Origin of the sequence: Kitasatospora sp. NPDC059599 (genome assembly GCF_042735125.1) — a bacterium.
In the GTDB taxonomy this organism is placed as follows: domain Bacteria; phylum Actinomycetota; class Actinomycetes; order Streptomycetales; family Streptomycetaceae; genus Kitasatospora.
This window is the reverse complement of record NZ_JBHWCL010000014.1, coordinates 23,790-49,018: the sequence shown is the minus strand read 5'-3', so window position 1 is coordinate 49,018 and position 25,229 is coordinate 23,790. Positions and strand designations below refer to the sequence as shown.

Below are 25,229 nucleotides of genomic sequence, written 5' to 3'. Positions count from 1 at the left end.
GGGGGCCGGACCGCGGAGTCGTCGGTGAACGGCCTTTCGGTGGGCGCTACTTGGCGCCGAGACCGGCGTCCGCCACGGCGGCCTGGCCCTGGGCGGCGAGGACCTTGTTCAGCAGGGTGAGGTCGTAGATGCCGTTCAGGTTGGGCTTCTTGAGGAGCCCGGCGGTGACGGCGTGGTCGGCCTCGGCCTGCAGGGTGTTCGCCAGCGGGTCGTCCAGGAAGTCGATGTCGGCCCAGGCCGGGTCGAGGACGGCCGGCTCCAGCGCGTTGCCGGCGTCCTTCTTGATCGCCTCGTTGGCGTCGGCCTTGGCCTTGTCCGGGTCGGCCTTGATGAAGGCGTTGGTCTTCACCGAGCCGCGCAGTACGGCCTCCACCACGTCCGGGTGTTCCTTGAGGAACTTCTGGGAGACGATGATGTTGGTGATCACGAACTTCTTGTCCGGCCAGACGTCCTTCTCGTTGAGCAGGATCTTCGCGCCGAGCGTGACCAGCTTGGAGGCGGTGGGCTCGGGCACCCAGGCGCCGTCGACGGAGCCGGACTTGTAGGCGTCGGGGGTGACCTTGTTGTCGGTGCGCACCACCGAGACGTCGCCCGCGCCGGAGGCCGCGTCGACCTTGTAGCCCTTGCCCGCAAGGTAGTTGAGCAGTGCCACGTCCTGGGTGTTGCCCAGCTGCGGGGTGGCGATCTTCTTGCCCTTGAGGTCGTCCAGGGAGGAGACCTTGTCCGGGTTGACCACGAGCTTGACCCCGCCGGAGGCCGAACCGCCGATGATCTTCAGCGACTTGCCGTCGGACTTGGTGAAGCCGTTGATCGCCGGGGAGGGGCCGATCCAGCCGATGTCGATCGAACCGGCGTTGAGCGCCTCGATCTCGGCCGGGCCCGCGTTGAAGACCTGGGTCTTGATCTGGGTGGCGCCCAGCTCCTTCTGGAAGAAGCCCTCCTGGAGGCCGACCAGCGGGGTGCCGTGGGTCAGGTTGGCGAAGTAGCCGATCTTCACGGAGTCGGCGGAGAGCTTCGTCCCGGAGTCCCCGGCGGTGGCGGCGGCGCCGGCCTTGCCGTCGGCGGACTTGTCGGCCTTGGAGCCGTAGCTGCAGGCCGACAGCAGGGCCACCGCGGTCAGGCCGGCCGCGGCGGCCGCCGCGGTGCGTCTGATCCGGCCGGCGTTGGGGCGGGTGCGCCCATGGGAGGAGGTGCGGCGCGAAGGTGCCTGGTTCGGTGCCATGGTGAGTCCTGTTCGCGGACGGACCGTCAGGAGGCGGTCTCGGGACGGAAGGTGCGGAAGGTGGTGCGCGCGGCAGCGGAGTGCCGGGGCAAGCCGGGCGGCTGTGGGGGAAGACAGCCCGGTGACAGGGCGTTCTCAGCCCTGTCGGCCCGCACATCGGGTCAGGCCGCCCTGGCCGCTGCCGAGGACGCCGCTGCCGATGCGGCCGCCTTCCTTGTCCATGCCCGAGAACGCCTCGCTGGGCATCAGACCCAGTCCTCCTCTTGGGGTGCGTCGGGTGCGTCGGTGGTGCGTACGGTCTCGAAGGCCTCGCCCGCCATGCCGGCGGTGAGGGTGGTGCCGTCGGCCGGGTCGATCAGGAGGAACGAGCCGGTGCGACGGTTGTCGGTGTAGGTGTCGAGCGCCAGCGGTTCGGCGGTGCGCAGCACCACGTGGCCGATGTCGTTGACGTTCAACCCGTCGGCGCCGGAGCGCTGTTCGAGGGTGTCGATGTCGATGCGGTAGGAGATCTCCTTGACGAGCGCGCGCACGGTGCGGGTGGTGTGCTTGAGCAGCACCTTGTCCCCGGCGCGCAGGGGGCGCTCGTTGAGGTGGCTGACGGTGGCCTCGATGTCCTTGGTCGGCGCGGGGGCCGGGCCGGCGGCGAGGAGGTCGCCGCGGGAGACGTCGAGGTCGTCGGCGAGCCGGACGGTGACGGACTGCGGGGCCCAGGCGATGTCGGTCTCGCGGCCGAGCGCGTCGATGCCGGCGACGGTGCTGGTGTGTCCGGAGGGCAGGACGGTGACCGGGTCGCCGACGCGCAGCACGCCGGAGGCCAGCTGGCCGGCGTAGCCGCGGTAGTCGGGGTGTTCCTCGGTCTGCGGGCGGATCACGTACTGCACGGGGAAGCGAGCCGGTTCGGCGCTGGGGTCGCTGCCGACCGGCACCGTCTCCAGGTGTTCCAGCAGGGTCGGTCCGCCGTACCAGTCCATCTGCGCGGAGGGTTCGACGACGTTGTCCCCGGCGAGGGCGGAGATCGGGACGGCGAGGACGTCGCCCACGCCGAGCGAGGCGGCGTAGGCGGTGAACTCGGCGGCGATGGCGGCGAAGACGGGCTCCGCGTAGCCGACGAGGTCCATCTTGTTGACGGCGAGGACGACGTGCGGCACGCGCAGGAGCGCGGCGACGGCGGCGTGCCGGCGGGTCTGCTCGACGACGCCGTTGCGGGCGTCGACGAGGACGACGGCGAGTTCGGCGGTGGAGGCGCCGGTCACCATGTTGCGGGTGTACTGCACGTGCCCGGGGGTGTCGGCGAGGATGAACCGGCGCCGGGGGGTGGCGAAGTAGCGGTAGGCGACGTCGATGGTGATGCCCTGCTCGCGTTCGGCGCGCAGGCCGTCGGTGAGCAGTGCGAGGTCGGGCGCCTCCTGGCCGCGCTTGCGGGAGGCGTGCTCGACGGCTTCCAGCTGGTCGGCGAGGACCGACTTGGAGTCGTGCAGGAGGCGGCCGACCAGGGTGGACTTGCCGTCGTCGACGGAGCCGGCGGTGGCGAAGCGCAGCAGCGAGGTGGCGGTGTTCTCGATGGTCGTGCTCATTAGAAGTACCCCTCGCGCTTGCGGTCTTCCATCGCGGCCTCGGACATCTTGTCGTCGGCGCGGGTGGCGCCGCGCTCGGTGAGGCGGGAGGCGGCGATCTCGGTGATCACGGCCCGGATGGTGGTGGCGTCGGAGTCGACGGCGCCGGTGCAGGACATGTCGCCGACGGTGCGGTAGCGGACCAGCCGCCGTTCGACCGGCTCGCCGTCCTTGGGACCGCCCCACTCGCCGGCGGTCAGCCACATGCCGTTGCGGGCGAAGACGTCGCGCTCGTGGGCGTAGTAGATCTCGGGGAGCTCGATGCCCTCGCGCTCGATGTACTGCCAGACGTCCAGCTCGGTCCAGTTGGACAGCGGGAAGACCCGCACGTGCTCGCCGACCGCGTGCCGGCCGTTGTACAGCGACCACAGTTCGGGGCGCTGGCGGCGGGGGTCCCAGGCGCCGAACTCGTCGCGCAGCGAGAAGACGCGCTCCTTGGCGCGGGCCTTCTCCTCGTCGCGGCGGCCGCCGCCGAAGACCGCGTCGAAGCGGTTCTTCTCGATGGCGTCGAGCAGCGGGACGGTCTGCAGCGGGTTGCGGGTGCCGTCGGGGCGCTCGCGGAGCACACCGCGGTCGATGAAGTCCTGGACGTGGGCGACGTGCAGGCGCAGGTTGTGCTCGGCCACGACGCGGTCGCGGTAGGCGATCACCTCGGGGAAGTTGTGCCCGGTGTCGACGTGCAGCAGGGAGAAGGGGACCGGCGCCGGGTGGAAGGCCTTGAGCGCCAGGTGCAGCATGACGATGGAGTCCTTGCCGCCGGAGAACAGGATCACCGGGCGTTCGAACTCCCCCGCGACCTCGCGGAAGACGTGCACCGACTCGGCTTCCAGCGCGTCCAGGTGGGACAGGGCGAAGGGCCCCCCGGAGGTGCGGTCGGGGTCGTCGGTGCGGACGGGACGGTCGGTCGCGGTGGTCATGCGAGTCCCTTCTCGGTCAGGAAGGCGTGCAGCTCGGCGGCGGAGTCGGCCACCTCGCGGCCCCGGGTCTGGATCCGCAGCTCCGGGTTCTCCGGAGCCTCGTACGGGTCGTCCACGCCGGTGAGACCGGAGATCTCGCCGGCGGCCTGCTTGGCGTAGAGGCCCTTGACGTCCCGCTCGGCGCACAGCTCGACCGGGGTCGCGACGTGGATCTCCAGGAAGTCGGTGCCGGCCGCGGCGTGCCGCTCGCGCACGGCGGCGCGGGAGTCGGCGAAGGGGGCGATCACCGGGGCGAGCACCTTGACGCCGTTGGCGGCGAGCTTCTCGGCGACGAAGCCGATCCGGGTGACGTTGGTGTGCCGGTCCTCGCGGGAGAAGCCGAGGCCCTTGGAGAGGAACTCGCGGATCTCGTCGCCGTCCAGGACCTCGACGCGGTGGCCCTCGCCGCGCAGCCGCTCGGCCAGTGCGAAGGCCAGCGTGGTCTTGCCGGCGCTCGGCAGCCCGGTCAGCCACACGGTGGCGCCGCGCTCGCAGGGGGCGACCGCGGGGGCCGCCTCTGCGGTCCCGTCGGCTGCCAGGGCGTGAACTGTCACGGGTTCTTCCTTACGTGGGGGGTGGGGGCTGGTCAGAGGTGGATGCCGCACTCGGTCTTGCCGGAGCCGGACCAGCGGCCGGCCCGGGCGTCCTCGCCCTCGGCGGGCTTGCGGGTGCAGGACAGCGGCGAGCAGCCGATCGAGGTGTAGCCCTCCCACAGCAGCGGGTTGAGCAGCACCCCGTTGGCGGCGACGTAGGCGTCCACGTCCTCCTGCGTCCACCGGGCGATCGGCGCGATCTTGACCTTGCGGCGCTTGGGGTCCCAGGAGACCACCGGGGTGTTCGCCCGGGTCGGCGACTCGTCGCGGCGCAGCCCGGTCGCCCAGGCGTCGTACCCGCCGAGGCCGCGGTTCAGCGGCTCGACCTTGCGCAGCGAGCAGCACAGGTCCGGGTCGCGGTCGTGCAGGTGCGGCCCGTGCTCGGCGTCCTGCTCGGCCACGGTCCGCAGCGGGGTGAGCGTGATGACGTTGACCGGCATGGTCGCGGCCACCGCGTCACGGGTGCCGATGGTCTCCGGGAAGTGGTAGCCGGTGTCCAGGAACACCACGTCCACGCCGGGGAACACCGAGGAGGCGAGGTGGGCGACGACCGCGTCCTCCATGGAGGAGGTGACGCAGAACCGCTTGCCGAAGGTGTCGGCGGCCCACCGCAGGATCTCCTGCGGGGTCGCCTCCTCCAGCTCGCGGCCGGCCCGGACGGCCGCCGCCTCGTGGTCAGTCGTGGCGCCGCTCATCGGACGTACCCCCGTGGTTGGTCGGTGACAGCAGGCCGAGGAACTTCAACTGGAAGGCGCGGCGGCACCCGTGGCACTCCCAGGCGCCGTGCCCGGCCTCGGACGGGCGCAGGTCCTCGTCCCCGCAGTAGGGGCAGAAGAAGGGGGCTGCTCGCTCACTCATGGCCGGCTCCGTTCCGTCCGTCCCGCTCCGTCCGCCGGTGTCGCCCGTTCACGACAGCTGCTCCTCGCTCGCCCGGGCCGTCCACTGGGCGAAGCGCTCGCCCTCGGTGCGGTCGGCCTGGTAGCGGGTCAGCAGGCGCTCGACGTAGTCGGGCAGGCCGGCGCTGGTCACCTTGAGGCCGCGGACCTTGCGGCCGAAGCCGGCCTCCAGGCCGAGCGCGCCGCCGAGGTGCACCTGGTAGCCCTCGACCTGCTCGCCGTTCTCGTCGGTGACCAGCTGGCCCTTGAGGCCGATGTCGGCGACCTGGATGCGGGCGCAGGCGTTCGGGCAGCCGTTGATGTTGATGGTCAGCGGCTCGGCGAACTCCGGCAGGCGGTGCTCCAGTTCGTCGATGAGCGTGCGGCCGCGCTCCTTGGTCTCGACGATGGCGAGCTTGCAGAACTCGATGCCGGTGCAGGCCATGGTGCCGCGGCGGAACGGCGACGGGGTGACCCGCAGGTCGAGCGCCTCCAGTCCGGCCACCACGGACTCGACGTGCTCCTCGGCGATGTCGAGGACCAGCATCTTCTGCTCGGCGGTGGTGCGCAGGCGGTCGCTGCCGTGGGCGGCGGCGAGGTCGGCGATCTCGCCGAGCAGCTTGCCGTCGACCCGGCCGACGCGCGGCGCGAAGCCGATGTAGAACCGGCCGTCCTTCTGCCGGTGGACGCCGACGTGGTCGCGCCAGCGGGCGGCGGGCTCGGCGGGGGCGGGGCCGTCGACCAGCCGGTACTTCAGGTACTCGTCCTCCAGCACCCGGCGGAACTTCTCCACGCCCCAGTCGGCGACCAGGAACTTCAGCCGGGCGCGGTTGCGCAGGCGGCGGTAGCCGTAGTCGCGGAAGATGCCGATGACGCCGCCGTAGACGTCGGCGACCTCGTCCAGCGGGACCCAGGCGCCCAGGCGCACGCCCAGCTTCGGGTTGGTCGAGAGTCCGCCGCCGACCCACAGGTCGAAGCCGGGCCCGTGCTCGGGGTGGACCACGCCGACGAACGCGACGTCGTTGATCTCGTGCGCGACGTCCAGCAGCGGGGAGCCGGAGACGGCGGACTTGAACTTGCGGGGCAGGTTGGAGAAGTCCTTGTTGCCGATGAAGCGGCGCTGGATCTCCTCGATGGCGGGCGTGCCGTCGATGATCTCGTCCTCGGCGATGCCGGCCACCGGGGAGCCGAGGATGACGCGCGGGGTGTCGCCGCAGGCCTCGGTGGTGGACAGGCCGACGGCCTCCAGCTTCTGCCAGATCGCCGGGACGTCCTCGATCCGGATCCAGTGGTACTGGATGTTCTGGCGGTCGGTCAGGTCGGCGGTGCCGCGCGCGTACTGCTCGGAGACCTCGGAGACCGCTCGCAGCTGGGCGACCGTCAGCCGGCCGCCGTCGATGCGGACGCGGAGCATGAAGTACTCGGCGTCCAGCTCGTGCGGGTCCAGGATCGCGGTCTTGCCGCCGTCGATGCCCTCCTTGCGCTGGGTGTAGAGCCCCCACCAGCGCATCCGGCCGCGCAGGTCGGCGGGATCGATCGAGTCGAAGCCGCGGTGCGCGTAAATCGTCTCAATACGTGTCCGCACGTTGAGACCGTCGTCGTCCTTCTTGAACTGCTCGTTGGCGTTCAGAGGAGTGTGGTGGCCCATGCCCCACTGGCCCTCGCCACGGTGGCGGGTCACCTTGCGGGCCGCGGCGGGGCGGCGCGCGGCGGGGCTGTCGGCCGTGGGCTCGACGGTCTCGGGGGAGGTGGCCATGGTGAAGTCCTTCGGGGCAGGTGGCGCTGGTGCCGGGTGGTCGCGGGGGCGTGCTCAGCCGTGCGGTGCTGCTCTGACCTGCGGGTTTCTCAGGACCGAAAGACAGTGACCGAGGCCGTGGCGGGCGCCTGCACATCCGCTGCGGCGGGGATGGCGGGAAGGGGTGGCGCCGGGTGCGGTGGTGCGGCGGGATGGGCTCAGGTCACCGGACAGATGGCGCTGGACACGCGAAGGAGATCGACGTGGAGTCGACCTACTAGGGTGGTTCCGGCGCTAGACATGGCAAGAGATTCGCACGGCGCGGGACTCGCGGTCCACTAACATCCAGATACTGGACGCTGATGTTTCGTCATGTGGGACGCCTGGAGGTTCCCGCCGCTCCCGGCCCGGGTGTCCGGGAACGCCCCCGCACCCCGGGGAGATCAACCGGCGGGTCCCGGCCCGATACCGTTAGCCCTGTGCAAGCAGCAGGCGATACGAGCAGAGCGAACCCCGAGCGGCCCTCCCGGCGCCGGGGCAAGGGCGCCCGGCGTGCGGCCAAACAGGCCACCTGGCGCCGCACGGCGTGGGAGCTGATCAGGGACACCACCAACACCTGCGTCGAGTACCGGGTCACCGGTCTCGCCGCGGAGGCGGCGTTCTTCACCCTGCTGTCGATCCCACCACTGCTGCTCGGCCTGGCCGGCACCCTCGGCTACCTCGACAAGTTCCTCGGCGCGGGCACCATCGACCGGCTCAAGCACGACATCGTCTCGGCCTCCGGGACGGTCCTGTCGGACTCCTCCGTCAAGGAGGTCGTGGTCCCGCTGCTGAACCAGGTGTTCGACCACACCCGGCCCGACCTCGTCTCGATCGGCTTCCTGCTGTCGCTGTGGTCCGGCTCCCGGGCGCTCTACATCTTCATCGACACCATCACCGTCATGTACGGGCTCGACGGCAAGCGGGGCATCGTCAAGACCCGGCTGATGTCGCTCGGCCTCTACCTCGGCGCCCTGGTGATCGGCTCCCTGGTGCTGCCACTGCTGATGGCCGGGCCCGGACTGGTGGAGAACGCCGTGCCCGGCATCGCCGGACTGGTCGGTGCCGCCTACTGGCCGGTCGCGATCGTGCTGCTGATCGTCTCCCTGACCACCCTCTACCACCTGGCCGTCCCGGTCTCGACGCCGTGGCGCGAGGACATCCCCGGCGCCCTGGTCGCCCTGGTGGTGCTGGTCTTCTGCAGCGTCGGCCTGCGGCTCTACCTGGTCAGCTCGGTCGAGGGTCCCTCGGTGTACGGCTCGCTGGCGGCGCCGGTGGCCGTCCTGCTGTGGATCTTCGTGGTGGCGCTGGCGGTGCTCATCGGCGCCGCCATGAACGCCGCGATAGACCGGCGCTGGCCCACCCTGGAGACCGCCGACGCCCGCGCCGAGAACGAGCGGGCCCACGAGGAGGCGGCCGCCGCCGTGGTCCGCGAGGTCGCCGCCCGACGGGCCGTCGAACGCGCCCGCCGCGCCCGCGCACTCGGGCTCGCCGAGGGCGTCGAGGAGGAGTGGGGCGAGGACGAGGGCGAGGACGTCGACGTGCCCTCCGAGTACCCGGAGCGGTGGGCCGACGTGCTCGCCGCCGACAACGTGCGCGGCCGGCTCACCGCCCGCGGCGGGCCGCACCACCGGCCCGCCCCGCCGCCGCCGGACAGCGACCGGCCGAGCGGGCCGCCGCCGGAGCCCACCGGGCCCGAGGGCCCCCCGGAACCGCTCGGACCGCCGGGGCAGGAGGTGCCGGGGTACCCGCCGCGGCCGCCCCGGCCGCCGTGGGAACAGCGGTGACGCGGACGGCGGCGAAGCGGGCCGTGGTGGCCGGGCACCGGTAGCCGGGCACTGCCGGCCGGGCCGTGGTGGAACGCGCAGGGCCTCCCCCGAGGTGCGGGGGAGGCCCTGTCGGCTTCGGTGCGGGGGTCTTCCTCGGGATGGTCTCCGTCGGGGCGGCCCGCGTCGGGTGGTCCGCGGTGGGTGGCCCTCGTCGGGTGGTCCGCGGTGGGGTGGACGGGTCAGGTGGTCGCCGGGCCCGGGGGGTGGCCGTACTGCGGGGCGGCGGGCGTGTGACCGCCCTGTGGACCGGACGGCAGCGGGGCGGCGGGCGTGTGACCGTACGCCGGGCGCAGCTCGGTGACGGCGGAGGGATCGGCCCCGCCCGGGGTGGCGGGCCGGAACGCGGCGGGAGTGCGGCCCTGGGCGGGGTGCAGCTCGGTGACGGCGGAGGGGTCGGTCGCGCCGGGGTCCGTCGGGGCCCAGGCCGGTGCCGGACCGTCAGGTGCCCGGTCGGCTGGCGCCGGGGCGGCCCGGGCGGGCAGCGGCTCGGGGGAGGGCTGGGCCGGCTCCAGGGCGGTGCGCCCGGAGGAGTCGCTCAGTTTGATCAGCAGCGCGACCATCAGCCAGTTCGCCAGCAGCGAGGAACCTCCCGCGGCCAGGAACGGCAGCGCCTTGCCGGTCAGCGGGACCAGCCCGCTCACCCCGCCGACGACCACGAAGATCTGCAGTGCCAGCGCCGCCGACAGGCCGGTGGCCAGCAGCTTGCCGAACGGGTCGGTCAGGCCGACCGCGGTGCGCAGGCCCCGCTGGATCAGCAGCACGTAGACCATCAGCACGGCCGTCACCCCGGCCAGGCCCAGCTCCTCGCCGATGGTGGTGAAGATGAAGTCGCTGCGCCCGGCGAACCCGATCAGCCAGGGCCGGCCCGATCCCAGGCCGGTCCCGGTCAGGTGCCCGGTGCCCAGGCTGAACAGCGCCTCGGCGGGCTGCTCGGAGATCGCCTGGTCGTGCACCGGCTTGTAGTAGTCGAGGGGGTGCAGCCAGGCCTCGACGCGGCCGTGCACGTGCGGCTCCACGGTGCCGACCACCGCCGCGCCGCCGACCGCCATCAGCAGGCCGAGCACCACCCAGCTGGTGCGCTCGGTGGCCACGTACAGCATCACGATGAAGACGCCGAAGAAGATCAGCGAGGTGCCCAGGTCGCGCTCGAAGATCAGCACCAGCAGGCTGACCACCCAGATCGCCAACACCGGGCCGGCGTGCCGCCCGCGCGGCAGGGTCATTCCCCAGATCTTCCGTCCGGCCAGCGCGAGCGCGTCCCGGGAGGCCATCAGGTAGCCCGCGAAGAAGATCGTGATCGCGACCTTCACGAACTCGTCCGGCTCGAAGGAGAGCCCGAACAGCCGGATCCAGCGCTTCGCGCCGAAGCTGTCGCTGGGCGAGGCCACCGGCGCGGCCAGCAGGATCAGCGCGCCCGCCATCAGCAGGTAGACGTAGCGCTGGAAGAAGCGGTGGTGCTTGACCAGCACGATCAACGCGATCGCCGCCGCCACCGAGAGGAACACCCACATCAGCTGGGAGGGCGCGGCCGGGAGCTTCTGGTAGTCGCCCTTGGCGCTGTGCGCGGCCTTGTAGCTGATGTCCAGCCGGTCCAGCAGCACCAGCCCGAAGCCGGTCAGGAAGACGCCGAGCGGCAGGATCAGCGGGTCCGCGTACGGCGCGAACCGCCGCACCGCCAGGTGCGCCACCCCGGCGAGCGCGCCCAGCGAGAGACCGTGCACCAGCAGCCCGGGCGGCAGCTTGCCGGTCAGCGCCAGATCGGCCTCGATGTGTCCGGCCAGACAGACGGCCACCGCGAGCGCCAGCAGTCCCAGCTCGATGTTGCGGTGGCGCGCGGCCAGCCGGCGGCCCTCGCCGCGTGCAGTGCTGTGCACCTCGTGTCGTCCCCTTGTCACCCACGTGGCGGGTATCGCCGACGGGCATCCTGCCAGACGTTTGTGTCGTGGCCGCGGTTGCGAACGGAGGGGCTCCGGGGGCAGAACTTTGCCTGGGCAAAGCTTTGCCGGGCCCCGGTAAAGCTTTGTTCAGAACCGGGTATAGAGGAGGGCCCCGCGCGCTCCGGGCCGGTGGCGCGGCGACATCATGGCCGGGCGCCGCGGTGTCCGCCGCGGTGCCCGACGGCGACGGCGCGGACGACCGCCCCGCCTCGGTGGCGACGGGTGCGAGCGAGGTGACCGGACGGATGAACGGCGCGGTGGACGGCGCGGTCTCCGTACTCGCCTACGACGGCCCGCCCCCGTGGCAGTGGTCCTACCTGGCCACCGCCTGGACGGCCGAACCGCTGGTGCTCGCGCTCTCGGTGCTGCTCGGCGCCTGGTACCTGACCGCGGTGCGCACCGTCCACCGGTCCGGCGGCGAGCGGTGGCAGCCCACCCGCACCACCGCGTTTCTCGGCGGACTGCTGCTGTGGATCTGGTGCACCTGCTCCGGCCTCGGGGTGTACGAGCGGATCCTCTTCACCGACCGGGCCGTGCAGGTCGTGCTGCTGCTGATGGTCGTCCCGCTGCTGCTCGCGCTCGGCGCACCGGTCTCGCTGCTGGTCGCGGCCGCGCCGCCGGCCCGGCGGGAGCGGATCCTGCGGGCGCTGCGCAGTCGACCGTCGAAGGTGCTGATGTTCCCGGCCGTCTCGACCGCGCTGCTGATGGCGCCGCCGTGGCTGCTGTACTTCACGCCCTGGTACGAGGAGTCGGTGTCCAGCGCGGCCGGGAACGTGCTGCTGCACCTGGCGCTGGTGCTGCTCGGGCTCGCCTACTTCTGGCCGCGGCTGCAGATCGACCCGGTCGGGCACGAGTACCCGCACCTGGTCGGGCTGTTCATCACCTTCGCCGAAGTGATCTTCGACGCGGGGCTCGGGATCGTGCTGATCTACGGCGGTCACCTGGTCGCCGAGCACCACTACGTGGCGCTCGGGCGGCCGTGGGGGCCGAGCCTGGTGCAGGACCAGACCTGGGGCGGCAACGCGTTCTGGGTGCTGGGGGACCTGGTCGGACTGCCGTTCCTGGCCGCGCTGGTGCGGCGGATGGTGGTGCAGGGGCGGGAGGAGATCCGGGCCGTGGACGCCGAGCTGGACGCGCGCTTCGAGGCGGCGGCCGAGGAGGCGCGGGCGGCGGGGCGGCCCGAGGAGGAGGAGACGGGGATGCGGCCGTGGTGGCTGGACGACCCGAACCTCAAGCACCGGTACGGGGGCTGATTTTTGCCCTGCCTCGGCCTCCTGGCGGTCCGTGGAGCGCGTTTCCACAGGTCAAAAATGGGTTGGCGGGGGTAGGCCGCTTCGCTAGCGTGTGACGTGTCCGGTTCGGAGGCCATTGGGCCGCCCGAGGAGTTCGGGGGCCATTGGGCTGCCCGAGGAGTAGAGAGCAGGAGGTGACCCCCGTGGTCGTTGTCGCCCCGATAGCTGCCCAGGGCAGCACGCGCGTTCACCTCCTCTTCCCGGCCGCCGGCTGAGCCCTTCGCGCCAGCCGTAGCCCGCCGGGACCATTTCCTCCCGAAGGGCCACTGCGTTGTTCGACGCTGCCTCCGTTCCGTCTTTCTCCACCCCTTCTTTCTCCCCCTCTTCTTCTTCCCTCCCCGACGCCGGCTCCGCGCTGACGGGCTACGGCTGGACGGCTGAGCTCGCCGAGCTCTTCGCCCCGTTCGGTGAGGCCGGGCTGCTCCCGGCCCGGATCGTCCGGGTCGACCGCGGCCAGTGCGACGCGGTGATCGCCGACCCGGAGACGGGCGAGCCGCGCACCGTTCGGTTCGACACCCGGCCGGTCGGCGACGCCGACATGATCAACTGCCCGTGCACGGGCGACTGGGCGGCCGTGGACCTCCATGCCCGGCCGATGGCGACCGTCGTCGCGCTGCTGCCGCGCTCCACCGCGATCATCCGCAAGGTGGCCGGCAAGCGTTCCGACGGCCAGGTGCTGGCCGCCAACGTCGACACCGTCCTGATCGCCTCCTCGCTCGCGACCGACCCCGACCTCGGGCGGATCGAGCGCTTCCTCGCCCTCGCCTGGGAGTCCGGCGCCGAACCGCTGGTCGCCCTCACCAAGGCCGACCTGGTGGACGACGCCGAGTTCATCCGGGCCGACGTCGAGGCCGTGGCGCCCGGGGTGACGGTGGTCGTGGTGAGCGCCGAGACCGGCGAGGGCATGGACGTGCTCCGCGCCTGCACCCCCGGCACCACCGCGGTGATCGGCCAGTCCGGCGTCGGCAAGTCCACGCTCACCAACGCGCTGGCCGGCGCCGAGGTGATGACCGTCCAGGAGGCCCGCGAGGTCGACCAGAAGGGCCGCCACACCACGACCACCCGCGAGCTGATCCCGCTGGCCGGCGGGGGCGTGCTGATCGACACTCCCGGGCTGCGCGAGGTCGGTCTCTACGGCGGTGAGGGCGTGGACCTGGCCTTCGCCGACATAGCCGAACTGGCCGAGGAATGCCGCTTCCACGACTGCGGCCACCACACCGAGCCGGGCTGCGCGGTGCGGGCGGCGCTGGCCGACGGCACCCTGCCGCAGCGCCGGATGGACAGCTACCTCAAGCTCCAGCGCGAGAACGAGTGGATCGCCTCGCGGTCGGACGCCCGGGTGGCCAAGGCCCGGCTGCAGAAGTGGAAGACGATCACCAAGTCGATGCGTGCCACGGGAGGTCCGGTGAAGCGCTGATCCGCAGGCGTCGTCGGCCACCGTCGTCGCGCTGCGGCGCCGGTGGCCGGTCGACGACGACGATCGATCGACGACGGTTGACCGACCACGGCCGGACGACCACGGCCGGACGACCACCAAAGGGGTCGGCCTCCGGGGTCGGCCTCCGCCGGGGCCGTCGAACTCAGCGCAGGTCGGCCACCAGGCGGAAGCGCTGCAGGACCACCGGGGTGGCGTCGTCCACGGCGAAGTCCGGGTCGTCGAGGGCGGCGAGCATCTCCGGGCTGCGCCAGAACCCCTCGTGCGTCGCACGCCAGTCGGCCACGCTCCCGTAGCCCTCGCCCTCGTCCAGGGCGTGCTGCAGGTCGACCTCGGCGAGCGGGACCACACGGACGTCCGTGGTCTCGATCACCGCGACCCGGCGGCCGTCGGAATCGAGGACGGCGGCCCGCTCGCCGGGCTGCGGCAGGGGCTCGCCCTCGTGCTCGTAGTCGGCGATCAGACCGGTGGTGCTCGTCTTGGCGCCGCTGAGGACGGCCGCGACCAGTTGGTCGCGCAGCGGGCCGGGGAAGGCGAACTCCTCCGGGGGCAGGGCGGCCACGCGCGGGTCGTCCGGGCCGGCGTACGGGTGGTCGGAGGGCTGGCCGCCCGGCTGCTCGATCATGGGCCGAGCGTATCCGGGGCGTGGCCGAACGGCCCGCGAATTTCAGGCCCGGGCGGCGGGCCGGGGCGGTGGGCCCGGGGCCGGCGTGGCTGCGGACGGTGGGCGTGCATGGCTGTGGGCCGACGGGTGGCGGGGGACGGCTCCGTGGGCCGCAGGCCGGGGGAGGGGAGGGCCGCCGAACGGCGATGTCCGATTCCCGCCAGTCACCCCCCGTCCGATCCCGCAAACTGGACAACGTGATCGACGACGACATCCGGTACCGAGCTGTGGACAGCCGCGACGCCCGCTTCGACGGCGTCTTCTTCACGGCCGTCACCTCCACCGGCATCTACTGCCGACCGAGCTGCCCGGCCGTGACCCCCAAGCGCGTCAACTGCGTCTTCTACCCGAGCGCCGCGGCCGCCCAGGGCGCGGGCTTCCGGGCCTGCCGCCGCTGCCGCCCCGACTCCGTGCCGGGCTCGCCCGAGTGGAACCACCGGGCCGACCTGGTCGGCCGCGCGATGCGGCTGATCGGCGACGGCGTGGTGGACCGCGAGGGCGTCGCGGGCCTGGCGGGCCGACTCGGCTACAGCTCCCGCCAGCTGCAGCGCCAGCTCATCGCCGAGCTCGGCGCCGGCCCGATCGCGCTGGCCCGCGCCCGTCGCGCCCAGACCGCCCGGCTCCTCCTGCAGACCACCGAACTGCCCGTCACCGACGTCGCGTTCGCGGCCGGCTTCGCCTCCGTCCGCCAGTTCAACGACACCGTCCGCGAGGTCTACGACCGCACTCCCAGCGGCCTGCGCGCCGAGGTCACCGCCGGTCGTCGCACCGGGACCCCGGCCGGTGGCTTGACCCTGCGTCTCGCCTACCGCGGACCGCTGGACAGCGACCACCTGATCGACTTCCTCGCCCTGCGCGCCGTCCCCGGCGTGGAGGAGGTCGTCCAGGGCGAGCGCCCCGGCGTGCGCACCTACCGGCGCACCCTCGCGCTCCCGTACGGGCACGGCATCGCCGAGGTCGACGGCCTGGCGCCGGGCGAGCCGCGCACCCGCGGCTGGCTGGACTGCCGGCTGTTCCTCGCCGACCTGCGCGACCTGCCGACCGCCGTCCAGCGGCTGCGCATCCTCTTCGACCTGGACGCCGACCCGCTCGCCGTCGACGACCAGCTCGGCGCCGACCCGGTGCTCGGCCCGCTGGTCCGGGAGCGTCCCGGCCTGCGCTCGCCCGGCCACGTGGACCCGCACGAGCTCGCCGTCCGGGCCGTCCTCGGCCAGCAGGTCAGCGTGGTCGCCGCCCGCACCCTGGCGGCCCGACTCACCGAGAAGTACGGCACCGCGCTGCCCCAGCCCAGCGGGGGTCTGCGGCTGCTCTTCCCGACCGCGGCCGCGCTGGCCACCGCGGACCCGGAGGACTTCGCGATGCCCGCCGCCCGCCGCCGCGCGCTCACCGGACTGTGCGCCGCACTGGCGGAGGGCGTGGTGAGCCTCGACAGCGGGGTCGACCGGGAGGAGGCCGCGGCCCGCCTGCTGGCCCTGCCCGGCATCGGCCCCTGGACGGTCGGCTACCTGCGGATGCGGGCCCTCGCCGACCCCGACGTCTTCCTGCCGAGCGACGTGGGCGTCAAGCACGGCCTCGTCCGGCTCGGCGCCCCCGGCGACCCGACGTCCGCCGGCCGCGCGGCCGAGGCCTGGGCGCCGTGGCGCTCCTACGCGGTCCACCGACTGTGGGCCGGCCCCGCGATCACCAGCACCGGAACGGAGAACGAACGAGCATGAGCACCACCACCCACCCCGCCACCGCCCCCACCGCGGCTCCCGCCGACACGGCGCACCCCACCGCGGCCCACCCCGCCACCGTCTACACGACGATGGAGAGCCCCTTCGGCCCGCTGCTGCTCAGCGGCGTCCTGCCCGAGGACGGCGGGCCGGCCGCGCTGGCCACCGTCACGGCGCCGGGCCAGAAGTACGCGCTGGCCGAGCCCGCCGACGACTGGGTCCTCGACCCGGAGGCGCTCGCCGAGCCGGTGGCCCAGCTGACCGCCTACTTCGCCGGCGAGCGCACCGAGTTCGACCTGCCGCTCGCGCCCGTGGGCACCGAGTTCCGCCGCAGGATCTGGGCCGCGCTGGACGAGATCCCGTACGGGGCGACCGTGACGTACGGCGAACTCGCCGAGCTGGCCGGGCAGGAGCCGCGGATGGTGCGCGCCGTCGGCGGCGCGGTGGGTGCCAATCCTCTGCTCATCGTGCGCCCCTGCCACCGGGTGCTCGGCGCCAACGGCTCGCTCACCGGGTTCGCGGCGGGCGTGGACCGCAAGCGCCGGCTGCTGGAGCTGGAGAGCGGCACGCTGTTCTGAGTGCCGCCCCGGTTCCCCCGGTTCCCCCGGTTCCCCCGGTTCCCCCGGTTCCCCCGGTTCCCCCGGTTCCCCCGGTTCCTCTGGTTTCTCTGGTTCCTCCGCTTCCCCCCGGTCACTCCGAAGCGCGCAGGTCCACCCGCCAGTCGTGGCTGCGCATGAACCGCCCGGGCGGGAACTCGAACTCCGTCTCGCCGAGCAGCGTGAACCCGGCCTTGGCGCAGACCGCGTTGGAGGCGGGGTTGTCCACCGACGGGAAGGCGTGCAGGTAGCGGTGGGCGGCCTCGCGGCGGGCGGCCGCGACCGCGGCGCGGGTGGCGGCGACGGCGATGCCCCGGCCCTGGAAGTCGGGCAGCACGTTCCACCCCATCTCGTGGACGGTCCCGCCCCGCCAGGTCCGGGTGCCGTAGCCGACCGTGCCGACTGCGGTGCCCTCGTCCGCGGCGGCGCTGTTCTTCGGTGCCCCGCCACCGACCGCCTCGGTCCCGGGCAGCAGCACGATCCGGTACATGCAGCCGAGGCCGGACGGGACGAAGTCCAGGTAGCGGCCGTGCCGGACGAGCAGTTGCTCTTCGGTCTCCGGCCCGCCGACGTGCTTCTTCATCTCCGGAGTGTTCACCCGGCGCAGCAGCGCGAGGTCGGCGTCCGTCCAGGGTTCGATCCGCACCTGTGCCGAGGTGCCCGTCCGCGCTGTGGTCATGCCGGGGACGGTAGCGGGCCTCCCGGGCCGTGGACCAGTGCTTTTCCCCGTCGCAGCCGGATCGGGCCGTCGGGCCGGGCCGTCGGATCGGGCCGCCGGATCGGGACCGGTGCCCCGGGCGGTCGGCTCAGCCCTGTTCGGTGCCGGTACCGGTGCCGGTGCCGGTCCCGGGCTGGGCGAGGGCGCGGGCGAGCTGTTCCAGGGCGGGCAGGGCGTCGACGACCGCTTCGCGGTCGGCGGGGTCGAGGCTGCCGAGTGCGGTGGCGATGCGGCGCTCGTGGGCGTGTTGCCAGTCGTCCAGCTGGCGCCGGCCGGCCGGGGTGAGGGCGATCCGGGCGGTGCGGCGGTCGCCGGGGTCGGCCTGGCGGTCCACGAAGCCGGCTTCGAGCAGCTTGCCGACCAGTCCGCTGACGGTGTTGGGGGCGAGCCGTTGCCGGGCGGCCAGTTCGCCGACCCGCAGCGGCGCGGCGGCGAGGGTCTGGAGGAGTTCGACCTGCGCCATCGGCAGGGACTCCCACGGGTAGTCGGTGCGGATGCTGCTGCGCAGTGCGCGGCGCAGCCGGGTGACGGTGTCGGTCAGCCGTCGGGCGTGCTCGACCGCCGGGTCGGGGCTTGCGGTGGCGGAGTCGGGAACGTGTGGTGACGACGGCATGGCGGACAGCGTATCTCCTGGTACGGGGCGTGCCGGGGGCGCGGTCCGTCCCTCGGACGCGGTGCGGACAGCCTGCGAGACGCTTCGTATCGCAGGACGACCTGCTCGTAGAAAGAACATGTCTGCATCCGATATATTTGCGCCATGAACGCCACCGCCCTTGCCGCACGGCTGCTCACCGAGCGGCCCCGGCCCCGCGGCATCGCCGGCTGGCGCCACGCCCACTGGCTGGCCGTCGGCACGGTCTGCCTCGGCGCCTTCCTCGGCCAACTCGACGCCAGCGTCATCGCCCTGGTCTTCCCCGCCATCGGCCACCACTTCGACGCGGGCTACGCCGCCGTCGAATGGGTCGCCCTCGCCTACCTGCTCGTCCTGGTCGCCCTGCTGGCCCCGATCGGCCGGCTGTCCGACCTGGTGGGCCGCAAGACGATGTACATCGGCGGCTTCGCCGTGTTCGGCCTGTCCTCACTCGGCGCCGGATTCGCCGGCAGTCTCTGGATCCTGGTCGGCTGCCGGGGCGTCCAGGCCGTCGGCGCCGCGATGATGCAGGCCAACAGCGTCGCGCTGGTGGCGCGCGGCGTCCCGGAGCACGCGATGCGGCGGGCGCTCGGCATCCAGGCCTCCGCCCAGGGACTCGGGCTGGCGCTCGGGCCGAGCCTCGGCGGACTGCTGGTCGAACACGCCTCGTGGCGCTGGGTGTTCTGGGTCAACGTGCCGATCGCCGTGTTCGGCATCCTGGCCGGCTGGTACCTGCTGCCGCGCACCCGGACGGAGCGGACGGGCCCGGCCGCCGTAGCGACGCCCGGTCCAGGGGCCGTAGCGACGCCCGGGCCGGGGGCCGTGCCGACGCTCGGGGTGCGGGCGGTACCGGGGCCCCGGGGGCGAGCGGTTCCGGAGCCCCTCGCGCCCGCTGCGGTGCTCCCGCACCGGGACGACGCCCACTTCGACCTGCCCGGCATGCTGTTGCTCGGCGGCGCGACCACGGCACTGCTGCTCGCGCTGTCCACCGCCTCCGGCCTGCCGCTGCCCGGCTGGGCCGCCGCCGTCCTGCTGCTCGCCGCCGCGGCGCTCACGGCGGCGCTGGTGCGCCAGGAGCGGCGGGCGGCCCGGCCGATCCTGGCGCCCGGACTGGTCAACACCCCGGGCGTGCGGTCCGGCCTGGTGGTCGCGCTGATCGGCTACCTGCTGCTGTTCTGCCCGCTCGTGCTGGGCCCCGTGCTGCTCACCGGCGCCGGTGTGTCGACCGCCGGCGCGGGCCTGCTGGTCACCCTGCTGCCCGCCGCGTTCGCCTTCGCCGCGACGGTCGGCGGCGGGCTGCTGCCCCGAGGCTGGTCGGACGTGACCAGGTGCCGGGCCGGCGCCGCCGTCGCGGCCACCGGGCTGCTGCTGTTCGCGCTGCTGCCGGCCACTGCCGTGTCGGCGGCCCCGCTGCTGGTCGCCGGGTACGGGCTGGGCCTGCTGCTGCCCGCCAACAACGCGCTGGTGATGCGGGCGATCCCGGCGGAGTGCTCGGCGGTCGGCGGCGGCATGGTGAACATGGCGCGCAGCCTCGGCACGGCGCTCGGCATGGCACTGTCGGTCCTCGGCGTCCACCTGGCGGGCGCCGCGTCCGGTGGGCGGACGGTGCTGCTGCTCCTCGCGGCGGTCGCGGCGGCGGCCGCGGTCCTCACCCGGCCCGCCCGAGCGACCGGCACCGCCCGTACGGTCCGCGCGGGCGGGACGGCTCGTGCCACCCGGACGGACCGCGCACCCCGCGCACCCCGCGCGGAGCGTCGCTAGCGGGCCGGGGCGTTCAGGGCGTCCTGGGCCCGGCTCAGGCCGAGTCGCACCAGGGTCTCCAGGGCGTCGGCGCACCGGTCCAACTCGCCGGGCATCGCGGCCAGTTCGTCGTCCGAGAACCTCTTCAGCACGTAGTCGCCGACGCTCTGCCCCTTCGGCGGCCGCCCGACGCCGAACCGCAGCCGGACGAAGTCACGGGTGCCGAGCACCTCGCCCACCGAGCGCACCCCGTTGTGGCCGCCGGGCCCGCCGCCGCGCTTCAGCTTGGCGGAGCCGAACGCGAAGTCCAGGTCGTCCTGCACGACCACCAGCCGCTCCACGGGCACGCCGTACCGGCGCATCAGCGCGGCCACCGGACGGCCCGACAGGTTGATGAACCACAGCGGCTTGGCGAGCAGCACCGGGCGGCCGTCGACCTCGATCTCCGCGACCAGCGTGGCGATCCCCCGCCGGCGGAACCGGGCGCCGTGCCGCTCGGCCAGTCGGTCGGCGGCGAGGAAGCCCGCGTTGTGCCGGGTCTGCCGGAACCACGGTCCGGGGTTGCCGAGTCCGGCGATCAGCCAGGGGGTGTCGGGGGCGCCAGCGCCGGCGGAGGCGGGGGTGTCGGGGGCGGCGGGGGTCATCTGGGGTCTCCGGGCGGGGGCGGGGCTGGGGGTGGGAACGGCGGACGGCCGGGGCGCGGTGGTGACGGTACGGGACCGTCGGCCGCGCCTCGGCCGTCCGGGGAACGAGGCGGTGAAGGCCGGTCGGGGAGCCGGCTCAGGAGGCGGGCACGCCGGGGGCGGCGCCGCGCTCCTGGAGCATGTCGGTCATCAGCTGCACCTCGGAGGTCTGGGCGACCACCATCGACTGCGCGAGCCGCTTCTCGGTGTCGTTCCTGGCCAGGTCCACGTAGCCCTGGGCCATCTCGACGCCGCCCTTGTGGTGCTCGATCATCAGCTGCAGGTAGAACACCTCGGCGTCCCGCCCGCTGAGCGAACGCAGCTTCGCGATCTGGGTGTTGGTCGCCATGCCGGGCATCAGCGAACCGTCGTGCGCCGGGTAGTCGTGGCCCATCTTCATCCACGCCATCGGCTTGGCGGTCGAGTGCTGGGTCAGCCCCCACTGGTCCAGCCAGCCCATCATCATCCCGCGCTGGTTGGCCTGGGTGTTGATGATGTCGAAGGCGAGGGTGCGGGTCGGCTCGTCGCCGGTCCGGTCCCGGACTGCGAACGACAGGTCCACCGCCTGCTGGTGGTGGGTCGCCATGTCGCGGGCGAAGCCGGCCTCGGGCGAATCGTCCGCCGGGACGGACAGCGAGGTGCCGGAGGCGGAGGTCCCGCTCGCGACCAGCGCCGGCACGCCCAGCGCCAGCGCCACGGCGGCGGCCAGCGCGGCCGGCCACCACATGCGCCGGCGGCGCGGGGCCGCTGCTCCGCCGTCCTCGGCGGTGACGGCTCCGGTGACGGCCTCCGCGGCCGTCCCGACGGCGTCCTCGGCCGCGGCGCCCCCGGAGCGGTCCGCGTCGGCGGTCACATCTGCCCCATGGTGCAGGAGGCGCCCGGCTCCTGGGTCTGCTTGCCCTGGACGTACTTGGTGAAGAACTCGTTCACCCGCGGGTCGCTGGCGCTGTCCACGACCAGCTGGGTGCTCCAGGCGTTCAGGGTGATGGTGCCCTGCTCGTCCGGGTACGGGCTCATCAGCGAGTACTGGGTGGTCTTCACCTTGTCGGAGAGGGTCTTGATGTCGTCCGGCGTGGCCTTGCCGTTGTAGGTCACCCACACGGCGCCGTGCTCCAGCGAGTGGACGGCGCGCTCGTTCTCGACCGGCTGGTCGTAGACGTGGCCCATGCAGTCCAGCCAGACCGCGTTGTGGTCGCCGCCGACGGGCGGGGTCATCGGGTAGGTGACCTTCTCCTTCACGTGGTTGCGGGTCAGCTCGCCGAAGGTCTTCACACCGGGGATGTCCGCGTTGGCGGCGGCTTCCTTGTCCTTCTTCTTCTGGTTCTGGTCCATGACGACCCAGGTGCCGGTGGCTATCGCGGCGATCACCAGCACACCGGCCACCACCGAGGCGACGACCTTGTTGCGGCGGTCGCGGCGCTGCTCGGCGGCGCGCAGCTCGGCGATCCGGGCACGGCGGTCGAGGCCGGCCTGCTTGCCGCCGGACTTGTTGGACTGCTTCGAAGCGGAACCCATGACGGTGTCCTTGTCTCCGCCGCGCACGGGTCGGTGGCGGCGGTCAGCTGGAGTGTGTGGCGTGGCGGATCCGTCGGCGGCTGGGCCGACGGTGGGTTCCGCTCAGGACCGGTGGACCTGGAGCTCGTGCAGGTCGGGCGCCGGGTGCGAACCGTCCAGCAGGCCTGCGGGCACCACCCGGGGCGGCGCCTCGGGCGCGGCCGGGGTCACGGGTGACACGGCGGGCTGCGGCTGCGGCGGCGGATTGGGCAGCTGGGCGTCCTGCGGGCAGTACGGGTGGCTGGAGCAGCCGTTGTTGCGCGGGGGCTCGCCGTCGGCGGTGCAGAGGATCCAGTGCCCCTGCTCCTCGGCGATCCGGCGCTGGTCGGAGGCGTTCGGGGCCTTGCCGACCTCGGCGATCTTCGCGGCCCTGGCGGGCCTGGTGGCCTGCGCGGCGTGGCCGGCGTGGGGCGTTTGTCCCGTCGCGACCTGGACGCTGACGACGCTGACGGCAGTGACCGGGGCGGCGGCCGGCACCGGAAGGGCGGGCCCGTCCAACGCCTTCGCCTGGCCCGCGCAGGGCAGCATCGTCAGCAGGGCCACGAGCAGCAGGACCAACAGCGCACCCGCCGGGCGGCCCGCCGGTGCGGCCCTCCCCGGTCGGGGTGAGCTGGGGGCCGACGCGGTCATGCGGACATTTAATCAGCCGAACGTGTGAAGCGATGCCCCCCATCGGCCCTGATTTTCGGGCATCAGCACGCCCGGATGTCCAGGAAACACCCTGCTCCGGGCACATCCGGCAAGCACGGACGGAACGGAAGCGGACGGGGCGGTGACGCCCACGGCCGGGACCCGGGGCGCGGACCGCGAACCGGCTGGTCGGCGCGGTGGCCGGGATACTCCGCTGGGTGACCGGTTGTCGCCGAAACCCGGACAGGGTCGTTGCACGTGGAGAACAATGACGTCGTGCCCGGCCCGCCGGGGGCGGCGCGACCACGGACCCGAGCAGGAGCCGCCAGATGAGCAAGCAGGGTGCACCCGCACAGCCGCACCGGCCCGACGACGGCTGGTGGGACACCGTCTACGACGGCCCGGCGGGCACCCTCCCCGACACCCCGCACGCCGACCCGGGGGACGGCAGCGTCGACGACTGGTTCGACACGGCGGTCGGGCTCATCGGGCAACAGCGCCCGCCGGAGCCGGCGGCCGCGACGACGGCGGAGCCGACGGTGCAGGAGGCCCCGGCCCTGGCCGCGGAGCCGGCCGCGACCGGGGAGCCGACCAGGGAGCCGACCGTGCCCCTGACAGCAGTGCCGACCGCGGCGCCGGAAGCCGGGCCGGCTCCGGCCCGGGTACCGGAGCAAGCGGCCGCGCCGGAAGCCGAGCAGGCGCCCACTCGCCCGCCTGCGCAGGACGAAGGGGGCAGCGGGGACAGCCTCGACGACTGGTTCGCCACCGCGGTCGGCGTGATCGACGGCACGGGGTCGACCGGGTCGGTCGAGGCGACCGAGGCGACCGAGGCGACCGAGACGACCGGGTCGTGGCGGACGCCCGCGGTGACCCACCGCTTCCCGGCGCCCGCCTTCGCCGATGACGCACCGAAGGCGGAGCCGGCGCCCGAGCCGCAGCCGGAGCCAGCGACCAGGTCGGAAGCCGACCCGGTCTCGCTGGAGAAGACCGACTCGCCGTCCGCCCCTGAGCCGGAGCCCGTGGCCGGGACGGACCCGGTGGTCGATCCCGAGCCCGAGCCCGAGCCCGTCGCGGCCGAGGTCCCGGAGGTTTCCGAGCTGCCCGAAGCCGCCGAGGAATCCGAACGGTCGGAAGCCGCCGCCACCGCCGCTGCCGCAAAAGCCGCCGACGCCCCCGGGACGCCCGACGCCCCCGCAGCGGCCAGCCGGCCGGCCCCCGCCCCCACCCCTGCTCCCGCCCCCACCCCTGCCCCCGCCTCCACCCCCGTCCCGGCGCCCGAACCGGAGCCCGACCACGGACCGGCGCCCGAGCCCGCTCCGGAACCGGTGGCGCCCGCCGCGACCGTCCCCGACCCCCGTCCGGCTGGCCGCTCGCCGCTCGCCGACGGCGGGGTCGCCGTCCCGCACGTCGGCGAACGCCCCCCGACGTACGGGCCCGAGCCGACGGCCCTGCCGGAGGCGGACCCGGCGTCGCTCCGCGCGCTCGTCCCGGACACCGTGCTGGAGGGGGCGCAGTACGGGCCGTCCGTCCTGCGGGCCGCCTCCGTAAGGGGCGACTCCGCCCGCTACCGGGGCGAACCGCGCCAGGACTCCCTGCTGGTCACCCGCTTCGGCGACGGGCCGGACGGACTGCTGCTCGCCGTACTCGGCGGTTTCGACCGGGTGGGTGGCACCGGGGACGACGCGGTCACGCCGGATGCCGTCGCCACCGGGACGGGCGAGGCCTGCCGCCAGCTCGCCGCCGCGATCGGGCGCAGCCGGGCCGGGCTGGCCGCGGACCTGCGCGACGGCGCCCGGGACCGGCTCCGTTACGGCCTGCAGCGGCTGGCCACCGGTGCCGCCGCTCCGCTGCGCGCGCTGGCGCCCCGGGCAGAGGGGGACGACACCCCGTCGCCGGCCTCGCTGCACTGCCTGATGATGTCGCTCGACCCGGAGGTGGGGTACCGCGCCGCCTTCGGCGTCGGCCCGGGCGGCCTCTACCTGCTGCGCTCCGGTCACTGGATCGACGCGTACGGGGCCCGGTTGCTGCACCACCCGGACGGCCAGCCGCCGGTGCCGGAGGGGGCTGCGGCCTCGGAGCCGCGCCCGTTCCGCTTCCGGTTGGTCCCCGCCACACCGGGGGACATCCTGTTGCTCTGCACTCCCGGACTGGCCCGCCCGGTCGCCGACGAACCGGCCGTCGCCCACTTCCTCTCCACCCACTGGGCGCACCCGCACCCGCCGGGCACCGTCGACTTCCTGCGCCAGGTGCAGGTCCGCGCCAAGGGCTACGCCGACGACCGCACCGCCGCCGCCGTCTGGACCGAGTAGATGTAGACCGGTCTAAATATTTTGCTCCTCACCGTGCGGGCCACCCCTGCACCGGAAGTCGGCCCGATCGACTTCCGGTGCAGGGGCAGGCGCGGGTGCGGGTGCGGGCGTAGCTCTCGTGTTGGCGGGTGAGTCTGTAGACCGGTCTCCATATTTCTTGCCGGTCTCGTGGTGGGCGGCCTGCGTGGGAAGTCGGCCGGTTCGACTTCCTGTGCGCGGGTGTGTCGCGCGGGGCATATTCAGTAGACCGGTCTGCATATTCGGCTTTTGTCGAGCGTCGGCGCTGCACCGGAAGTCGGCCCGATCGACTTCTGGTGCAGGGGCAGGGGCGGGTGCGGGTGCGGGCGTAGCTCTCGCGTTGGCGGGTAAGTCTGTAGACCGGTCTCCATATTTCTTGCCGGTCTCGTGGTGGGCGGCCTGCGTGGGAAGTCGGCCGGTTCGACTTCCTGTGCGCGGGTGTGTC

23 protein-coding genes are annotated in these 25,229 nt (G+C 73.6%); 7 read left to right on the top strand and 16 right to left on the bottom strand.

The annotated features are described in order from the left end of the window. Positions 1 to 46 precede the first annotated feature (46 nt). The 8 genes from ACFV04_RS07815 to ACFV04_RS07780 form a co-directional block, all read right to left on the bottom strand. A complete protein-coding gene (locus ACFV04_RS07815) occupies positions 47 to 1,222 on the bottom strand; it encodes an aliphatic sulfonate ABC transporter substrate-binding protein (protein WP_380527545.1) in 1,176 nt (391 codons plus the stop codon). Between the two features lie 245 nt (positions 1,223 to 1,467). Next, positions 1,468 to 2,796 carry a sulfate adenylyltransferase subunit 1 gene (locus ACFV04_RS07810; protein ID WP_380527543.1) on the bottom strand — a complete coding sequence of 443 codons (1,329 nt, stop codon included), beginning with the start codon at positions 2,794 to 2,796 and terminating at the stop codon, positions 1,468 to 1,470. Next, positions 2,796 to 3,752: a sulfate adenylyltransferase subunit CysD gene (gene cysD, locus ACFV04_RS07805; RefSeq protein WP_380345508.1), complete on the bottom strand. Its 957-nt coding sequence runs from the start codon at positions 3,750 to 3,752 to the stop codon at positions 2,796 to 2,798. Before cysD ends, ACFV04_RS07810 begins: the two co-directional genes overlap by 1 nt. Further along, a complete protein-coding gene (gene cysC / locus ACFV04_RS07800; protein ID WP_360264930.1) occupies positions 3,749 to 4,330 on the bottom strand; it encodes an adenylyl-sulfate kinase in 582 nt (193 codons plus the stop codon). The genes cysD and cysC overlap by 4 nt, the downstream gene beginning before the upstream one ends. A 47-nt stretch (positions 4,331 to 4,377) precedes the next feature. Then, on the bottom strand, positions 4,378 to 5,079 hold the full coding sequence (locus ACFV04_RS07795) for a phosphoadenylyl-sulfate reductase (RefSeq protein WP_380527540.1): 702 nt from the start codon (positions 5,077 to 5,079) through the stop codon (positions 4,378 to 4,380). Continuing rightward, positions 5,060 to 5,242, bottom strand: coding sequence for a hypothetical protein (locus ACFV04_RS07790; RefSeq protein WP_380527538.1), 183 nt, complete (start codon positions 5,240 to 5,242; stop codon positions 5,060 to 5,062). Before ACFV04_RS07790 ends, ACFV04_RS07795 begins: the two co-directional genes overlap by 20 nt. A 48-nt stretch (positions 5,243 to 5,290) precedes the next feature. After that, the gene (locus ACFV04_RS07785) at positions 5,291 to 7,015 is read right to left on the bottom strand and encodes a nitrite/sulfite reductase (protein WP_380345504.1); all 1,725 of its coding nucleotides are present in this window, start codon (positions 7,013 to 7,015) and stop codon (positions 5,291 to 5,293) included. Between the two features lie 197 nt (positions 7,016 to 7,212). Then, a complete protein-coding gene (locus ACFV04_RS07780) occupies positions 7,213 to 7,296 on the bottom strand; it encodes a putative leader peptide (RefSeq protein ID WP_318264789.1) in 84 nt (27 codons plus the stop codon). Between the two features lie 177 nt (positions 7,297 to 7,473). On the opposite strand from ACFV04_RS07780, the gene ACFV04_RS07775 reads away from it, so the two are divergent. Then, positions 7,474 to 8,820, top strand: coding sequence for a YihY/virulence factor BrkB family protein (locus tag ACFV04_RS07775; RefSeq protein ID WP_380527535.1), 1,347 nt, complete (start codon positions 7,474 to 7,476; stop codon positions 8,818 to 8,820). Positions 8,821 to 9,041: 221 nt separating this feature from the next. Here ACFV04_RS07775 and ACFV04_RS07770 read toward each other — a convergent pair whose 3' ends face one another. Beyond that, complete coding sequence (locus tag ACFV04_RS07770; protein ID WP_380527533.1) at positions 9,042 to 10,736, bottom strand: FtsW/RodA/SpoVE family cell cycle protein; 1,695 nt, start codon at positions 10,734 to 10,736, stop codon at positions 9,042 to 9,044. Between the two features lie 224 nt (positions 10,737 to 10,960). On the opposite strand from ACFV04_RS07770, the gene ACFV04_RS07765 reads away from it, so the two are divergent. Both ACFV04_RS07765 and rsgA read left to right on the top strand, forming a co-directional pair. Beyond that, positions 10,961 to 12,052, top strand: coding sequence for a cytochrome c oxidase assembly protein (locus ACFV04_RS07765; RefSeq protein WP_380527531.1), 1,092 nt, complete (start codon positions 10,961 to 10,963; stop codon positions 12,050 to 12,052). A gap of 310 nt (positions 12,053 to 12,362) precedes the next feature. Next, a complete protein-coding gene (gene rsgA, locus ACFV04_RS07760; RefSeq protein ID WP_380345497.1) occupies positions 12,363 to 13,508 on the top strand; it encodes a ribosome small subunit-dependent GTPase A in 1,146 nt (381 codons plus the stop codon). A 163-nt stretch (positions 13,509 to 13,671) separates the two neighbouring features. On the opposite strand, the gene ACFV04_RS07755 is transcribed toward rsgA, so the two are convergent. Further along, the gene (locus tag ACFV04_RS07755) at positions 13,672 to 14,151 is read right to left on the bottom strand and encodes an ASCH domain-containing protein (RefSeq protein ID WP_380527529.1); all 480 of its coding nucleotides are present in this window, start codon (positions 14,149 to 14,151) and stop codon (positions 13,672 to 13,674) included. A 185-nt stretch (positions 14,152 to 14,336) separates the two neighbouring features. Here ACFV04_RS07755 and ACFV04_RS07750 point away from each other — a divergent pair, with 185 nt between their 5' ends. Together ACFV04_RS07750 and ACFV04_RS07745 are read left to right on the top strand one after the other, a co-directional pair. Then, on the top strand, positions 14,337 to 15,905 hold the full coding sequence (locus tag ACFV04_RS07750) for a DNA-3-methyladenine glycosylase 2 family protein (protein WP_380527528.1): 1,569 nt from the start codon (positions 14,337 to 14,339) through the stop codon (positions 15,903 to 15,905). Further along, positions 15,902 to 16,483 (top strand): methylated-DNA--[protein]-cysteine S-methyltransferase, encoded by a 582-nt coding sequence (locus ACFV04_RS07745; protein ID WP_380345492.1) that lies wholly within the window; start codon positions 15,902 to 15,904, stop codon positions 16,481 to 16,483. The genes ACFV04_RS07750 and ACFV04_RS07745 overlap by 4 nt, the downstream gene beginning before the upstream one ends. A gap of 112 nt (positions 16,484 to 16,595) precedes the next feature. Here the strand turns inward: ACFV04_RS07745 and ACFV04_RS07740 are convergent, their stop codons facing one another. Beyond that, entirely contained in the window at positions 16,596 to 17,180 is a 585-nt protein-coding gene (locus tag ACFV04_RS07740; protein WP_380345490.1) for a GNAT family N-acetyltransferase, read from the bottom strand. Positions 17,181 to 17,307: 127 nt separating this feature from the next. After that, positions 17,308 to 17,832 carry a MarR family winged helix-turn-helix transcriptional regulator gene (locus ACFV04_RS07735; RefSeq protein WP_380527525.1) on the bottom strand — a complete coding sequence of 175 codons (525 nt, stop codon included), beginning with the start codon at positions 17,830 to 17,832 and terminating at the stop codon, positions 17,308 to 17,310. A 144-nt stretch (positions 17,833 to 17,976) separates the two neighbouring features. On the opposite strand from ACFV04_RS07735, the gene ACFV04_RS07730 reads away from it, so the two are divergent. Then, on the top strand, positions 17,977 to 19,611 hold the full coding sequence (locus ACFV04_RS07730) for an MFS transporter (protein WP_380527523.1): 1,635 nt from the start codon (positions 17,977 to 17,979) through the stop codon (positions 19,609 to 19,611). On the opposite strand, the gene pth is transcribed toward ACFV04_RS07730, so the two are convergent. From pth to ACFV04_RS07710, 4 genes are all read right to left on the bottom strand, one after another. Then, positions 19,608 to 20,234, bottom strand: coding sequence for an aminoacyl-tRNA hydrolase (gene pth / locus ACFV04_RS07725; protein WP_380527521.1), 627 nt, complete (start codon positions 20,232 to 20,234; stop codon positions 19,608 to 19,610). The two genes, ACFV04_RS07730 and pth, sit on opposite strands and share 4 nt — an antisense overlap. A 136-nt stretch (positions 20,235 to 20,370) precedes the next feature. After that, positions 20,371 to 21,000 carry a DUF305 domain-containing protein gene (locus ACFV04_RS07720; protein WP_360264939.1) on the bottom strand — a complete coding sequence of 210 codons (630 nt, stop codon included), beginning with the start codon at positions 20,998 to 21,000 and terminating at the stop codon, positions 20,371 to 20,373. Positions 21,001 to 21,122: 122 nt separating this feature from the next. Continuing rightward, positions 21,123 to 21,788: a DUF3105 domain-containing protein gene (locus ACFV04_RS07715; protein ID WP_380527519.1), complete on the bottom strand. Its 666-nt coding sequence runs from the start codon at positions 21,786 to 21,788 to the stop codon at positions 21,123 to 21,125. A 102-nt stretch (positions 21,789 to 21,890) separates the two neighbouring features. Then, the gene (locus ACFV04_RS07710) at positions 21,891 to 22,457 is read right to left on the bottom strand and encodes a hypothetical protein (protein WP_380527517.1); all 567 of its coding nucleotides are present in this window, start codon (positions 22,455 to 22,457) and stop codon (positions 21,891 to 21,893) included. A 329-nt stretch (positions 22,458 to 22,786) separates the two neighbouring features. Between ACFV04_RS07710 and ACFV04_RS07705 the strand changes: the two genes are divergently transcribed. Continuing rightward, positions 22,787 to 24,766: a hypothetical protein gene (locus tag ACFV04_RS07705; protein WP_380527515.1), complete on the top strand. Its 1,980-nt coding sequence runs from the start codon at positions 22,787 to 22,789 to the stop codon at positions 24,764 to 24,766. Positions 24,767 to 25,229: the final 463 nt, after the last annotated feature.